The sequence below is a fragment of the Sphingomonas sp. HF-S4 genome (genome assembly GCF_032911445.1).
Lineage (GTDB): Bacteria > Pseudomonadota > Alphaproteobacteria > Sphingomonadales > Sphingomonadaceae > Sphingomonas > Sphingomonas agrestis.
This window is the reverse complement of the sequence record NZ_JAWJEJ010000001.1, coordinates 999,229-1,015,166: the sequence shown is the minus strand read 5'-3', so window position 1 is coordinate 1,015,166 and position 15,938 is coordinate 999,229. Positions and strand designations below refer to the sequence as shown.

Sequence of the window (15,938 nt, the reverse complement as noted above, 5' to 3'; positions counted from 1 at the left end):
AACCCGATGCTGATGACCACCAGTGCGCCGGAGACGGTTGGCTCCGGCACGCCCCTGCTGCGCTGCCTGGCGATCTATCGGCGCATGCCGATCCGCTTCGCGCTGACCGCGGCGATGCTGTTCGCGGTCAACCTCGCGCTGATCGCGCAGCAGGGGTTGATCGGGCGCGTGGTGCACGAAGCTGGGCTCGGCACGCTGGTCGTCGCCGGGCCCGGGGGGCTCGATTACAGCCGGGCGTGGTTCTGGGTCGCAGTGCTACTCGGCCTCTCGGCGGCGCGCGCGGTCGTCCAATATGGCGCCGGGCTGCTGTCGCTGGCGATCGGGCAGGAATTGCTCACCCATCTGCGCGAGAGGATCCTGATCCAGGTCCAGCGGCTCGACCTCACCTATCACTGGCGCCACGGCGTCGGTGAGATGGTGACGCGGATGACCCGCGATGCCGACAAGGTTCGCGACGCGCTGATCAACTTCTGGCGGCAGATGTTCGAAACCGGCGTGGTGGTGCTGATCTCGGTTGCGTTGCTCGCCTGGTATGCGCCGCTGCTCGGTATCGTCCCGCTCGCGCTGATGCTCGCCGGGATCGCGATGCTCGCGGCAAAGGCCGACGCGCTGGTGCTGCTCGATCGCCGGATCGGCGCCGCCTATGACGCCGTGACCCAGGATCTGTCCGAAGGCGTCCACGGCGTCCGGGTGATCAAGGCGTTCGGGCTGCAATCCGCGCGGATCGCCCGCTTCGACGCGCATATCGCTACCTTCCGCCGCGAGACCCGCAAGGCGATCGCGCATGCGGCGCGCAGCGTGCCGCTGCCACAAGCCGTCATCGCGCTCGGCCACGCCTGGGTGCTCGGCTATGGCGCCTGGCTGGTCGGGCATGGCCGGCTCGATCTCGGCGCGCTGGTCGCCGCGCTGCTCGTCGTCAATACTCTGGTGCTGAGGATCGAGGGGATCGCCGCGCTGCTCCAGATCGTCGCCGACGCCCGCGCCTCGGCGGCACGAATCTGGGAAGTGCTCGACGCCGAGCCCGAGATCGTCTCGGGCTCCAGGCGCCTTCCCGCCGGCCCGCTCGGCTGCCGCCTCGACAGCGTGTCGGTCGCGCCGCTCGGCGACGGCGCCGCGGTGCTCCACGACCTGTCGCTGCGCATCGAACCCGGCGAGATCGTCGCGCTGGTCGGCGCCACGGGCTCTGGCAAGAGCATCCTCACCGCGCTGTTCCCCCGCCTGATCGAGTCCGCTTCTGGCGTGGTGCAGGTCGGCTCCGACCAGGCCGGCTGGCACGACGTCCGCGGCCTCGACCTCACCGAACTGCGTCGCCGCGTCCACGTCCTGCCCCAGGAGTGCTTCCTGTTCTCGGACAGCCTCGCCGCCAATCTCCGCGTCACCGCACCGAACGCCAGCGACGCCGAACTCGAAGCCGCGCTCGAACAGGCGGCGGCGGGCGAGCTGCTCGATCGGCTTCCGGATGGCCTCCAGACCAAAGTCGGCGACCGTGGCGTCACGCTATCGGGCGGCCAGCGCCAGCGCCTGTGCCTCGCCCGTGCGCTGCTCGCCGACGCGGACCTGCTGATCCTCGACGACGCGACCAGCGCGCTCGACGCCGCGACCGAGCGCCGCGCGATCGACAGTATCCGCGGCCGCCGCGCCAGCGCCGCGCGCCCGGTGACGATGCTGATCGTGTCGAGTCGCCTGCCGACGATCCTCGCCGCCGACCGCGTCGTGATGCTCGCCGAGGGCGGAATTGCCGCGCAGGGCACGCACGCCCAACTGATCGCCGCCAGCCCCGCCTACCGCGCGCTGATGGGGCTATGAACGTTCTCGCGGGAGATCGCCCGCTTTCCGATCTCGAGCTCGAGGAGAAGCTCGCCGACAAGGCGCTCGACCGCGGCATGGTCCGCCGCCTGTTGCCGTTGCTCCACCCGGTCCGCCGTCTCGTCGCCGCGGTGATCGCGATCGAGCTGGTGCAGGTCTTCGCGATCTTCGCCCGCCCCTTGCTGATTGGGCTGGTGATCGATCAGGCGCTCCAGCCGTTCGACGCCGGCCTCGTAGCGCTTGCCTGTGCGGGGCTCGCTGGGACCTGGGCGCTGCGCTTCGCGCTCGGCGGCCTCTCGCAATATTTCGCCGGCAGTGCAGCGACCGAACTGCTCAACACGATCCGCAGCCGCGTCTTCGCGCATGTCCAGTCGCTCAGCGTCGGCTATTTCGACCGCACCAAGGCCGGCCGGATCATCTCACGCGCCGATCGCGACGTCGACACGCTCGAACCGATGCTGATCCAATGCCCGCCGCAATTCCTCTCGGCGGTGCTGCGGCTGGTGCTGGCGGCGCTGCTGCTCTGGGCGATCGCGCCGATGCTGCTGCTCGGGCTCGTCATGGTCGTGCCGATCCTCCTGCTCGCCACGGTCGCATTCAAACGGCTGGCACAACGCAGCTGGGGGCGCGTCGCCGAGAACCGTAGCCGCTTTACCGCGCACCTTGTCGAGACCGTCGCCGGGGTGCGGCTGATCAAGCAGGTCGGCCGCGAAGCGGAGAACCTAGCTCGCTATCGCGGGCTGCTGCGCGATTTCAACACCGCCTTGGTCGCCGGCAGTGCGCGCTCGGGCTGGTTCGCGCCGTTTACCGGGCTGCTCACTACTGCGGGCCTTGCGCTGACCCTGGTGATCGGCGGCCGCGGCATCGCGCTCGGCACGCTCACGCTCGGCGAACTCACCCAGAGCCTGTTCTACGTTTTCCTGTTTCTCGCCCCGCTCCAGGAATTCAGCGACCTGTTCGAGCGCTTTGCCAACGGCTCGGCCTGCGCGCAGCGCATCTTCCTGCTGCTCGACACGGAGCCCGAGATCCGCGACACGCCCGGCGCCGTCGATCTCCCACGCCTCAACGGCGAAATCCACTTCCGCAACATCGGCTTCGGCTATCATCCCACGCGCCCGGTGCTGCGCGACTTCGACCTCCGCATCGCGCCCGGTGAAGTGCTCGCGATCGCCGGCCCCACGGGCCATGGCAAGAGCACGCTCGTCCAGTTGCTGACGCGCTTCTACGACGTCGATACGGGCGCTGTGCTGCTCGATGGCCACGACATCCGCACCGTTTCCGAAGCCAGCCTGCGCCGCCAGGTCGGCGTGGTGCTTCAGGACAACGTCCTGTTCGGCGGCACCGTGCTCGACAATCTCCGCTTGGCCAAGCCCGAAGCCAGCGACACCGCCCTCATCGAAGCCGCCAGCGAACTCGGCGCCGACGACGTGCTGCGCGCCTTGCCCCATGGCTATCACACCGCGGTCGGCCCGCTCGGCGCCAATCTCAGCCAGGGCCAGCGCCAGCTCGTCTGCCTCGTCCGCGCCTATCTCGCCGATCCCGTCGTCCTCGTCCTCGACGAGGCCACCTCGGCAATCGATGTCAGTACCGAGCGCCGAATCCAGGCCGCGCTGCGCCGCCTCTGCCAGGGCCGCACCGCGCTGATCATCGCCCACCGCCTCGCCACGATCCGCGACGCCGATCGCATCGCCGTCATCCGTGAAGGCAGGATTGTCGAACTCGGAAGCCACGACCGGCTGATCGGCCTGAGGGGCGCATACGCCGATCTCTACCAAGCATATAGTAGTTCTCGCAGCGCAAGGCCATTCTGACGGCTCCTGGAAGCACGGCGACTCAATGGCGTGCGTCTCGCGCGGGCGGATCCGCCGGCACCCTGAAATCCAGCGTCTCGCCCGCGGCATAGGCGTCCCAGGCCTGGCGCGTCCGGAAGCTGCCCTGCCCCTTGTCCCAGGCCGAACCCGAATAATAGACGAACGGCGTGCCCGGGATGACACGTAGCAGCACGAGCTGGTTGTCCGCATCGGCCCGGACCTCGGCAATCGCAGCAGGATCTACGCGGATCGCGATCGCCATGCGGCCATGGTCGCCGTCAGCGGGACCCCACCAGGAGAGCAGGCCCTTCTCCCGGTCGACCGTCAGCTCGCCCGCACCCTGGCCGGTGGTGCGCTTGCCGATCCCGATCCCGACGAGCAGCGGCGCGGGGCCGTCCGATTCGATCGTCGAGACCATGCGCGTGAAATGGGTGCCGAGCGGCAGGGTGAAGCGCCGCGTCTCCCAGACCTTCCGCCCGATATCGACCGGCCAGGGTGCGTAGTCGACGCTGAAGTCGGCCGCCTTGCCGCCCGCCGAATGGATCCGGTGACGGACATAGTTGCGCGAGGTCCACAGCTTGTTGTCGTGCCAGATGCCGAGCCCGCCGGCGCCGCGGCCCGCGCCGACATTGTAGAAATCCATGCCCTCGCCGCGATAGCTATGTTGGTCGCCGCTGCGCAGCTGCCGGTCGGCGAACGGCCAGGCGACATTCTTGCCCCAGGAATCGATGCCCGATCCCGAAGGCGGCTCGGCCGCCTCCAGCGCATGCCCATAGATGCGATGCGCGATGCGGTCGTTCTCCCAGAGCAGATCGTCGTAGCGATAGTCCGCCAGCACCACGGCGGCGGCGGGCGCGCGGCTCGGCGGGGGCGGCAGCGTGCCTGCTGAAGCGGGCATCTCCGGCGCCTGCTGCGCCATGGCCGGCAATGCCGCGGTCAGGGCTGCAAGCAGGGCCAGCCGACAGCCCGTGACGATCCGTTCGCGCATCACGCTCTCCTCTTCATCGGCCTGTCGCCGATCCAGGCGCCGGGCCAACCGGCCAGCGCCTTATTACAAACCGAATTTATTTAAGTTGTCATATGACTGATAATCGCTACGATGAAAAGGCATGGTGCAGAATCGCATCGGCGTGGAGGAGGAATGCAGTGGGGCAGACCGGCAGCAGCGCCGTACCCGACGATCGGCTATCGAGCCGCAAGCGGCGGCCCTCGCTGGTCGAGGCGGCGTGCGAGCATATACGCACCAGCATCCTCTCGGGCGAGCGCTGGCCCGGATCGCAGCTCGCTACCGAAGCCGAATTTGTCGAGGTCCTCGGAGTCAGTCGTACCGTGATCCGCGAGGCCGTCGCCAGGCTCGCAGCCGAAGGGCTGGTCGAGGCACGGCAGGGCAAGGGCATTTTCGTCAGCGATACCGCGCGATACCAGGCGTTCCAGATCACCCGCGATGAAGTCGAGAACCTCAGCGACGTCATCCAGCTGCTCGAACTTCGCTTGTGCGTCGAAACCGAAATGGCCGCCCTTGCCGCCGAGCGGCGCAGCGAAGTCGATGTGATGAACATGCGGCAACAGCTCAAGATCCTTGCCGAAGCCGCTGTAGGGCTTGAGGATTCGGTCAAGGCCGACGTCGAGTTCCACAGCGTCATCGCCCGTGCGAGCAAGAACAATTACTATGCCAAGCTGATCGATTTCCTCGGCGTGCGGCTGGTCCCGCCGCGCTCGCTCTATCTGCGCCAGGGCCAGCCCTATGTCGGCGACAGCTACAAAGCGGTGATCAGCGCCGAGCATGAGGCGATCCTCGACGCGATCATTGGGCGCGATCCCGACCGTGCCCGGGCTGCGGCGCGCGCGCACATGAGCGGCAGCCTCAAGCGCCACCGCGAGCTCCACGACTTCATGTCGGCAAACAGCCCCAAGGGCTGAGACCGGTCCAACTTCACATCAAGGCATCGAACACCGGATAGCGGTCGGCGGAATAACAAAATCAAGCCGCCGCAACTTGTATGACATCTTATAGGGAGAGGGTCGATGAAGCAGTATTTATACGCCTCCGTGGCGTCGATCGCGCTTGTCAGCAGCGCTTCGGCAATCGCGCAGACCGCGCCCGCCGCCGATCCGGCTGTCGGGCAGGATCCGAGCGCCGCGGCCGATGAAGGTGCCGAGGACATCGTCGTCACCGGCATCCGCCAGAGCCTGGCGCGCGCTGCCGAGATCAAGCGCGAATCCCCCGCAGTCGTCGACTCGATCGTTGCCGAGGATATCGGCAAGCTTCCCGATCTCACCACGGCCTCGGCGCTGCAACGCGTTCCCGGCGTCCAGGTCGTTGTCGGCGGCAACAACGAGATCGTCGGCGCGCGCATCCGCGGGCTCGACGATATCATCACCACGCTCAACGGCCGCGAGATTTTCACCGGGGTCGGCCGCGGCTTCTCGTTCCAGGACCTGCCGGCCGAAGCGCTTGCGGGAGTCGACGTCTACAAGTCCAGCTCGGCCGAGCGGATCGAAGGCGGCGTCGCCGGCGGGGTCGACATGCGGCTGCGCCGCGCGCTCGACTTCAAGGAACTGACGATCGCCGGCAGCGCCCGCGCGACCTATCTCAAGGAAGCCGGCTCGGACGATACGCTCAACCCGGCCGTGAGCCTGCTCGTCGCCAATCGCTGGTCGACGGGCGCGGGCGACATCGCCGCGATGCTCGGCATCTCCTATCAGCGCAACAAATATGCCCGCCCGATCGCGTGGAACGACTGGACGCGCGCGACCAGCGCCGCGCCGGCCGGATCTCCCCAGAACCTCCACGCCCCTACCGGCTTCGCCGCGGGCGTAGAGTTCGGCCATTACGAGCGTCCCCAGGCCAATTTCTCGCTCGAATGGGCACCCGACCCGACCAGCAAGATCTACGTCGAGGGCCTGTTCGCCGGCTATCGCGGCAATGTGTTCCAGGCCCGCCCGACCTTCCGCGCCTATACCGGCTCGTCCTTCACGGCGACCGCAGGTGATACGTGCGAGGATTTCGCGGTGGGCCCCGACGGCTATTATTCGGGCAACGTCCGCAGCCCGTCCAATCCGACCGGCACCGGCACGATCCGGCAGTTGTGCAACGCCACCGGCTACACCGCACGCAACCTCGAATATTACACCGCGACCGTCGCCAATCGGGCACGGACCGACATCTATGTGCTCGCCACCGGCTTCAACAAGGAGTTCGGCGCGCTCACCTGGAACACCGACATTTCCTATGAATCGTCGACCAACCGCAACAACAGCTTCCGCGTCGACATCGGCAAGCGGATCGCCGAACTGACTCAGATCCGCGACGTCAATCACGAGGTCCAGGCGACGACCCCGGGCAATCCGATGAACGATCCCGCCGGGCTCGCCTTCGCCAACGGCATGACCGAGGACATCAACCGCAGTCGCGGCACGCTGTGGGCGGTGATGAGCGACATGAAGTACGACTTCGGCGGCGGCTTCCTGGACCACCTCCAGGCGGGCGTGCGCATCGCGCGGCGCAAGGCGGACTTCGAGCAGTATCTCGGCGGCCCGCCTGCCCCCGGCGGCTCGTTCGTCACCCCGCTCAGCGCGGCCGGCCTCCCCTCGGACATTCTGGTGCAGGCGCCCGGCGTGCCGCAGATGAACGAAGGCGCGTCCTTCCTCCAGATCGACCCGAATTACCTGCTGCAGGAAGACATCAAGCGGCAGCTGCGCACCCTCTATCGCATCTCGCCGAACACCCCCGCGTTCGATCCCACGCGCGACTACGACGCGCAGGAGAAAAGCTATGCCGGCTTCATCCAGGCCGGATACAATATCGCGCTGGGCGACACGATTGCGATCGACGGCATGGTCGGCCTGCGCGTCACCCGCACCGATCGCGACATCGCCGGTTCGGGCCGGGTGACCGATCCGGCAACGAGCACGTCGAGCGTCGTGCTGGTCCAGCGCTCGACCAGCGATACCGACCTGCTTCCCAATGCCAGCGCGCGCATCAAGTTCGGCGGCGGGCTCCAGTCACGCTTCAACTATTCGAAGACGCTGTCGCGCCCGAGCTTCGGCCAGCTCAATCCCGGCCTCAGCTATGTCGTCTCCTATGTGAACACGATCCAGAATTCGGGCTCGGGCGGCAACCCCGACCTCAAGCCGCAAAAGGCCGACAGCTTCGACGCGTCGCTCGAATATTATTTCGGCAGCTCCAACTACGTTTCCGTGGTCGCCTTCTATCGCGACATCAAAGACCGGATCATCTCGGGCACCGAGGCCCGCACGATCGACGGGCTGCAATATGTCATCTCGACGCCGCGCAACCTCGGCGCCGCCAAGATCAAGGGCCTCGAAGTCGGCGGCCAGCTGTTCCTCGATTTCCTTCCCGAGGGTCTCGATGGCCTGGGCGTGATCGGCAACTTCACGATCATCGACAGCGAAGTGACCACGCCGGGCGACCGGCTGGAGGGGCTGCCGCTGCTCGGTGTCTCGAAGTACAATTACAACGCCGGGCTGATCTTCGAGAAATACGGCATCTCGGCGCGCGCGATCTACACCTATCGCTCGCAATATTTCGACGGCGACATCACTAACGGCCTGTCGCTGCGGCCGGTATCGATCCCGGTGGGGCTCAACGGCATCCGCGCCGCCGGCCGCCTCGATTTCGGGCTGAACTATGATCTGACGCCCGACATCACGATCAGCCTCGCCGGTACCAACGTCACCGGCCAGCGCACGCGAAACTTCGAATCGCGCGAGGATTTCGTCCGCGAAGTCCGCAACGACGATACGACCTACTCGCTGGGCGTGCGCTTCAACTTCTGAGGCACACGACGCATGCTCGACCAAGACAAGCCGATCGGGATCGGCGGACACAGGAGGACGGTTTGAACAGGAAACGGATGCTCGCGGGGCTCAGGCTGGCAACGACGCTTACGGCTTGCAGCGTCGTCGCGATTGGCTCGGCGCATGCCCAGGCGCCCGCGGCGACCTTCACCCAGTCCGATCGCACGCTGCCGGGCGACGTGCGCGTCACCCGCGCGCAGGATGCCGTGACGATCGACTGGCCTTCGGGCCAGGGCGAACGCGCGCAACTCGTGCTGTCGCTCGATACCGCCGCCCCGCTGATCCGGGCCATCGCGATTGCGGGCAAGACCGTGCTCGGCGGAGTCGACCCCGCCGGCGTGGTGACGGTCGGCACGCGCGATCTCAAGCAGGGCTGGACCGTCTTCTTCGACAATCCGCGCACTCGCCCGTTCCAGAGCTACCCGCTTACCCTAGCACGCAACGATATCAGCGTCCGCGCCGAGGGCGGCTATACCAAGGTGATCGTCGGCGGTGCCGCCGCCGGTCCGTTCTCCGGGACCTACCAGTTCACCATCTATCCCGGCTCGCGGCTGGTCCGCGCGGCGATGGTGATGTCCACGCAGCGCGGCGCGACTGCCTATACCTTCGACGCCGGGCTCACCACGGCGGCTACGGCGACGCTGCCGTGGCGCGCGATCGCCTATACCGACATGACCGACAAGATCGTCCGGCGCGAGGCCGGCGCGCGCAGCGCCCCGGCGATCTCGCCCAAGGTGCGCGCGCGTATGATCGTCGCGGAAGGCCCGGATGGCGGAGCGCTCGGCATCGTGCCGCCGCCGCACCAATTCTATTACCCGCTCGATTACGCCAACAACGACAATTCGGCGTGGTTCGGCAGCGACTATCGCGACCTCAAGGGCCGCACCGGCTTCGGGCTGCGCCAGACGCTCGAAGGCGACCGCCGTTACGTGCCCTGGGTCAATGCCCCGCCAGGGACGATGCAGGACATGGGCGTGTTCTATCTGCCCGACAGCGGCGACGCCGCGAGCACCACCCAGGCGGCGTTGACCTATACCCGCGGCGACCGCTTCAAGGCACTCGACGGCCACCGCACCTTCACCAGCCATTATCACGTCGAGCACACCGAGGAATTCCTCAACCGACAGCGCTTCCAGCAATCTACCGGTGTGCCCGACGGGCTCGAGTCCCCCGCATTCGTCAAGCGCTTCAAGGACATGAACGTCGAGATCGTCCATCTCGCCGAGTTGCATTTGGGCAAGGAGGCGCTCGATCGCGCCGGCGACCGCCTGACGCTGCTCGATACGATGCACAAGGAAACCGCGCGGCTCTCCGATGACAAGCTGCTGCTGCTGCCGGGCGAGGAACCCAACGTCCACCTGGGCGGGCACTGGATCAGCTTCTTTCCCAAGCCGGTCACCTGGACGCTCGACCGCAAGGACGGGCAGCCCTTCGTCGAGAACGATCCCGTCCGCGGCAAGGTCTATCATGTCGGTTCGGAGGACGATGTCCTCAAGCTGATGGAAGCCGAGCAGGGGCTGATGTGGACCGCGCATCCGCGGATCAAGAGCTCGTTCGGCTTCCCCGACGCGCACCGTCATACCAATTTCTTCAAGAGCGACCGCTTCCTCGGCGGCGCGTGGAAGGCGATGCCCGCGGACTATGCCCAGCCGCGTCTCGGGTCGCGCGTGCTCGACACGCTCGACGACATGAACAATTGGGCCGCCAAGCCTTCGGAGCGCAAATATGCGCCAGGCGAAGTCGACGTGTTCCAGCTCTCCGACGAGAGCGAGCTCTACGCGCATATGAACGTCAACTATCTCCGGCTCGACGGGCCGCTGCCGCGCTATGCCGATGGTTGGTCGTCGGTGCTCGGCGCGCTGCGCGGGGGGAAGTTCTTCACCACGACCGGCGAAGTGCTCATCCCCGAATTCACGGTCAATGGCGCGAAGAGCGGCGAAGAGACCACGTTCGGTTCGGCCACGACGATGCGCGCGAAGATTGAATGGACTTTCCCACTCGCCTTTGCCGAAGTGGTCAGCGGCGACGGCAAGAAGATCTATCGCGACCGCATCGACCTGACCGGCAGCGCGCCGTTCGGCAGCCGCACGATCGAGAAGAAGGTCGATCTGCGCGGCCGCAAATGGGCGCGGATCGAAGTGTGGGATGTCGCGGCCAACGGCGCCTACACCCCGCCGGTCTTCCTGAAGTGACCTAATCCTCGCTGGGGGCGGCGCATGCCGTCCCCGGCTGTTCGGGAGCCGCGATGTTCGATCGAACCTATTACGCCACCCATCCGGACATGATGGCCTGCGCATCCAACCAGGAATTGCGCGACCGCTATCTGATCGGGAGCCTGTTCCGTCCCAACCAGTGCGTACTCAACTATACCCATGCCGATCGCCTGGTGATCGGCGGGGTGCTGGTCGAAAGCGGCAGCGTACGGCTTCCCGACCAGGCCGAACCCGCCTCGGCGACAGGACACCCCTTCCTCGAACGCCGCGAGTTGGGCATCGTCAACGTCGGCCGCGTGGACAGCGTGGTGACGGTGGATGGCAAGGCCTTCACACTCGGTCCCAAGGATAGCCTCTACGTCACAATGGGCGCGCGCGACGTGCGCTTCTCGGGCGATGGCGCCCGCTTCTATCTCGCCTCGTCGCCTGCGCACCGCGCCTTCGAGACCCGGAAGCTGTCACTCGCCGGCGCCAGGATGCTCGAACGCGGCAGTCGCGACGAGGCCAACGACCGGCGGATCCACCAGCTCGTCATCCCGGGGATATGCGACAGCGCCCAGTTGGCGATGGGGCTCACCATCCTCCAGCCGGGCAGCGTGTGGAACACGATGCCGCCGCACGTCCACGAGCGCCGCAGCGAAATCTATTTCTATTTCGACCTCGACGATCCCGCCAACGGCCGGGTGATGCACTTCATGGGCCAAGGCGACGCGACACGGCACCTCGTCATGGCCGAGGGCGAAGCCGTGATCTCGCCGCCCTGGTCGATCCATATGGGCGTCGGCACGAGCGCCTACGCGTTTATCTGGATCATGGCCGGCGAGAACCAGGATTATGACGACATGATCGTATTGGATATCTGCCAGTTGGCTTGAAGCACGCCGCCTATGCGCGATCAGTGGGCAAAAGATGTCAATCCGGTCCAACCTGGATTAGGATAGTATTCCGATTCGCGGGACGGAGTTTCCGAAGGCCGGAAACGTGAATCGGCTGTTATGCTTCGCCAGTGACCATTGTTTCGCGTCAATTCGGGTGAGATCAACCGATGCGATCGAGCGTTTGCCTTGCCAGCGCTTCCCGGCTGGGGAATTCGCGGAAGCCCCGGAGCGTCCTCTGATGGGTGCCGCCGCCGCCCCATCCAGCGCAGCGCCTGCGGAGCGATCGCCCTCGACCCCCGACGCCCGCGGCGTATCTCCCCCGAGCCGGTACAGCTTGCCCGGAACACGGCAATGGCTTGCGTTTCTCAGCGCTCAGGGCGTCCGGCCCTCCCTTATGGTCGGTCATGCCGATTCTCCGGAGGAACAGGCCGCCGATCGTCTGGCGGATGCGGCGCTCAAGCCGCGTGGATCGGCAGGCGTCGGGAGTATTCCGGCGCGCGGCGCCTGTACGGCTTGCGGCGCCGGACCGGCTTCCGGCCGGCTGGAAGAACATCCCTGCCCCGCCTGCGCCGCGCGCAGGAAACCCATGGTTCGTCGCGCACCGCTTGCGCTGCCCGGAAGGACGATGCGCGCCGGTTCTGCGGCGCCTGCGGGCGTACACCGCGCGCTGTCGCGTCAGGGTGCCCCGCTGTCGCTTTCGACGAGAACCCATTTCGAGTCGCGTTTCGGTGTCGCGCTGGATCATGTCCGTATCCATACCGATGAAGCCGCTGCGCAGTCGGCTGCGCAGATCGGCGCGCACGCCTATGCCGTGGGAAGCGACGTGGTATTCGGCCAGGGCCGCTTCGCGCCGGGAACGTCCGCCGGCGACCGGTTGCTCGCGCACGAACTCGCGCACGTCGTTCTCGAGGGAAATGCGGATATCGTCCGGCGGAATCTCGACGACGCGGCACCGCCGACGCGGGCGCAGGAGATCGCCTTGTCACGGACCAGTCCGGGCATGATATCCGGACATGCGCGGCCGATGACGCTCAGCCTGTGGAATTTCGGCATCGATGCCGCGACGCTCAAGCCCGAGCATCGTGCCGTGCTGCAGGAGCTCGGCCACCTCGTCCAGACCCGCGGAAGCCGGACGCTGACGCTGCGCGCGGTCGGCTTCGCCGACGAGACCGGGCCCGAGGCGCATAATCTCGACCTCTCGCGCCGCCGGGCGCAGGCAGTCGCCACGCTGCTGGCACCGTTTGCGGGACGCGTGCGGGTGACGGCGGTGGGCGAGGCTCATCCCGCCGCAGACAATGCGAGCATCGAAGGGCGTTCGCAAAACCGCCGGGTCGATTTGCTGATGGCGCTGCCCCCGCCGCCGATCCCCGGGCCCACGCCGACTCCCGGACCGGGACCGGACCCGGATCCCGCTCCCCCCGGGCGGGATCCGGATCCCGATCCGCCACCTCGCCCGCCACCGTCGGGGCCCGAGCGGCCCCCATCCGACGATCGCACCTTCTGCGAGGAGCATCCGATCCTCTGCAGCCTGCCGATCCTGCCGGGGCTGCCGTTCCTGTCGCCGCTGATCTGCCTCGTCGCGCCCGAGCTGTGCGTCGGGGCGGTGTGCGTCGCGCTGCCCGAGCTCTGCGCGATCCCGATCGTTCCCGGGCCGCCCGGCCCGCCCGAGCCGCCCGATCGTCCCGAGCGCCCGCGCCAAGAGGACGAGGGCGGCCCGCGCGTTCTCTTCATTCCCGATGTCGCCGCCGGCAACTCGCCAGCCGGAATGCCGGACCGGATCGGACTGCGCGATCCAGTGCTGGTGACCGCGGTGGTCCAGAACCCGCCGCCGATCACGCAGCCGATCACGATCTCGCTCAGCGCGCCCCACAACGCTGCGGGCGATGCCAGCATCAACGGCGCCGCGACCGTGGATATCACCGGCACCACCGTCCTTTCGATCCTAGGCACCCGAATGACCGAGGCCCCGGTCGGAGCCCATCTCCAACTCGGCGCCGCGTGGCAATCGAGCCTGGTCGGCTGGAGCAACAGCTTCGCGGTATCTTCGATCGCGCAGGACTGGACCGTCGCACTCGAACTGGCCCGGCCCGCCCGACACGGGTACGAATTCTCCGCTAGGATGGGTTGGGATTCCGACAGCGGCCGCCACGATCCTGACCTCGTCGAATGCTATTACGTCGAGGCGGTCGTAGTGGATGTCGAACGCGGCGGACTGCGAGGCTTCGGCATCGGCCGTGTCAACGACCCGGCCAATCCCGAGCGCAACGCATACGTTCCCACCTTCGACGAACACGGGACGCCCTATCCTTGGCTATCGCGCCCGGGTTATTCGCGGGTCAGGCAGCTGTTCCGCATGTATGACGCGCGCGCCGCATCAGGGTGGGTCGCCTCGCGGGGATCGGGCTTCCTGATCGAGCGCATCGTCGAACGCGACACGCGTAATCCCGCCTGCATGCAGCTCACGGTGCGGAAAACCGGCGCCCCGGTGAGCGTCTATGGCCTGTCGTCAAGCGCCGGGGGCGGGCTGATCGAGCATACCTTCCACAGCGTCCACTGCCCGCCCCCGCCGCGGCGCGATCCGCCGCCGGGGCCCGAGCCAGTTCCGGTGCCCGAACCCGATCCCGTACCGACGCCGAGGGTCAGGCCACAAGCCGAGCCCGAATGCGACCGCGCCGAGCTGTCGCGACGCGTCGATGCCTGCATCGAAGAGGCCCGGCAGGGAGCCATCGACTGCACGCTCGACCTGGTGACGTCGCCATTGACCGGGTGGGGCGGCGTCGGCACCGGTGCCGGCTATTATCAGTGCCTCGACGATATGCGCGCGCGGCTGCTCGAGTGCGACCGCGAGGCTAAGCGCGCCACCCATTGTCCCGACACGCCCCCGCCTCCTGCACCCGCGGACGAGGAGAGAGAAAGCGAGAGACCCAGGCTGGCATGATAGGGAGCCGCTGCGCCGAACCCGCCTCCTCCCCCCTATTTGGACGGCAGGTTTGGATCGGGTTCCCCGTAAAGCGGTCCTTCCTCGAAATGTGGCGTGCCCTCGACCGGGCGGTTGTCGCCCTGGCTTGTGCGCCAGGCGGCCAGCTTCGCGCGCAGCGACTTGAGCACCCCGGCTTGCCTGGGATCGGCGGCGAGGTTACGCTTCTCTTCGGGATCGTTGGAGAGGTCGTACAACTCTTCCTTGGGTCGATGATAATAGGCATCGACGATCGCCTTGGCCGCCGGGTCGCCCTTCGCGGCCTCGCGCCACGACGGGAAGTACTTCCCCGAATCCACGCGCTTTACCCATCGATCGATATGCGTGGTGTAGGTGTATTCGGGGTGGAGGTTGGCGATGTACTTCCAGCGGTCGGTGCGGACGCTGCGCATCGGATAGACGTTGATGCTGCCGTCATTGTTGTGCGTGGTGTAGATTTCCGCGCGCGCCTTGGCAGCGCCGCGCAGCACGGGCGCGAAGGACTTGCCGTCGATCCCCGCCGGCGCCTTGCCGCCCGCCACATCGACCAGGGTGGGCAGGATATCGACCCAGCTCACCATCGCCTTGGTCCGCGTGCCGGGCTTCACATGGCCGCCCCAGCGCACGATCGTCGGCACGCGCGTGCCGGTATCGTAGAGGTTCCACTTGCCGAACGGCCATTGCGCGCCGTGATCGGACGAGAACAGCACGAAGGTATCCTTGCCGAGCACTTGGTCGACCGCATCGAGCGTGTCCCCGACCTCCTTGTCGAGCTTGGAGACCGCGGCGTAGTAGCGCGCACGCGCATCGCGGGTGACAGGCGTGTCGACGGTCTTGGGCGGCAGCGTGATCGCGGCAGGATCATAGCCCTCGGTGGTCTCAGGCCAGGGCACGTGCGGCCAGTTGCTGCCGACGAAGATCACCAGCGGCTTGGTACTCTTGCGCGCCTTCAGCCACGCGATCGCCGACGCGACGCCATCAGGATCGTGAAAGGTATCGTGCTCGAAATGGTCGAACCCGTACATGCCGGTCTGCTTGTAGTGCGAGACCTTGCCGAACGCGACGACCTCATAGCCGAGCGCCTGAAGGTAGGAGGGCAGCTTCCGGACGTCCTCGCGCGGCGCCTTTTGGTTAGCCTCGGCGCCGTTGCGCGCGGGCATCAGGCCGGTGAGCAACGCCGCGCGGCTCGGCGCGCAGGCGGGCGAGGCGACGAAAGCGCGGTCGAGCACCATGCCGTCCTGCGCCAGCTTGGCGAGGTTGGGCGCGCGGACATTGGGATCGCCCCACGGCGTCAGGTCATTCCCGAGATCGTCGGCAAGGAACACCACGAGGTTGGGCCGTGCCTGGCCTCCCGCATGCTGCGCGATCGCGCCGGCCTGCGCTATCGTCACCAGCGAGGTGGTGGCGATCACCGACCGCAGGACAGTACCGAACTTCATCCCATTCTCCTCAC

The 15,938-nt window shown here is 67.1% G+C and carries 9 protein-coding genes; 7 read left to right on the top strand and 2 right to left on the bottom strand.

The window, feature by feature from the left end:
- The first annotated feature begins 12 nt into the window (after positions 1-12).
- Together RZN05_RS04275 and RZN05_RS04270 are read left to right on the top strand one after the other, a co-directional pair.
- Positions 13-1,806 carry an ABC transporter ATP-binding protein gene (locus RZN05_RS04275; RefSeq protein WP_317225385.1) on the top strand — a complete coding sequence of 598 codons (1,794 nt, stop codon included), beginning with the start codon at positions 13-15 and terminating at the stop codon, positions 1,804-1,806.
- Complete coding sequence (locus RZN05_RS04270; protein WP_317225384.1) at positions 1,803-3,617, top strand: ABC transporter ATP-binding protein; 1,815 nt, start codon at positions 1,803-1,805, stop codon at positions 3,615-3,617. Before RZN05_RS04275 ends, RZN05_RS04270 begins: the two co-directional genes overlap by 4 nt.
- A gap of 22 nt (positions 3,618-3,639) precedes the next feature.
- On the opposite strand, the gene RZN05_RS04265 is transcribed toward RZN05_RS04270, so the two are convergent.
- Positions 3,640-4,605, bottom strand: coding sequence for a DUF4861 family protein (locus RZN05_RS04265; protein WP_317225383.1), 966 nt, complete (start codon positions 4,603-4,605; stop codon positions 3,640-3,642).
- 158 nt (positions 4,606-4,763) lie between these two features.
- Between RZN05_RS04265 and RZN05_RS04260 the strand changes: the two genes are divergently transcribed.
- The 5 genes from RZN05_RS04260 (at position 4,764) to RZN05_RS04240 (ending at position 14,467) form a co-directional block, all read left to right on the top strand.
- Entirely contained in the window at positions 4,764-5,537 is a 774-nt protein-coding gene (locus RZN05_RS04260) for a FadR/GntR family transcriptional regulator (protein WP_317225382.1), read from the top strand.
- Between the two features lie 105 nt (positions 5,538-5,642).
- Complete coding sequence (locus tag RZN05_RS04255) at positions 5,643-8,417, top strand: TonB-dependent receptor (protein WP_317225381.1); 2,775 nt, start codon at positions 5,643-5,645, stop codon at positions 8,415-8,417.
- A gap of 62 nt (positions 8,418-8,479) precedes the next feature.
- On the top strand, positions 8,480-10,630 hold the full coding sequence (locus RZN05_RS04250; protein ID WP_317225380.1) for a CehA/McbA family metallohydrolase domain-containing protein: 2,151 nt from the start codon (positions 8,480-8,482) through the stop codon (positions 10,628-10,630).
- Positions 10,631-10,683: 53 nt separating this feature from the next.
- On the top strand, positions 10,684-11,526 hold the full coding sequence (gene kduI, locus RZN05_RS04245) for a 5-dehydro-4-deoxy-D-glucuronate isomerase (RefSeq protein WP_317225379.1): 843 nt from the start codon (positions 10,684-10,686) through the stop codon (positions 11,524-11,526).
- Positions 11,527-12,154: 628 nt separating this feature from the next.
- On the top strand, positions 12,155-14,467 hold the full coding sequence (locus tag RZN05_RS04240) for an eCIS core domain-containing protein (protein WP_317225378.1): 2,313 nt from the start codon (positions 12,155-12,157) through the stop codon (positions 14,465-14,467).
- A gap of 35 nt (positions 14,468-14,502) precedes the next feature.
- On the opposite strand, the gene RZN05_RS04235 is transcribed toward RZN05_RS04240, so the two are convergent.
- A complete protein-coding gene (locus tag RZN05_RS04235; protein WP_317225377.1) occupies positions 14,503-15,924 on the bottom strand; it encodes a sulfatase family protein in 1,422 nt (473 codons plus the stop codon).
- Between the last annotated feature and the right edge of the window lie 14 nt (positions 15,925-15,938).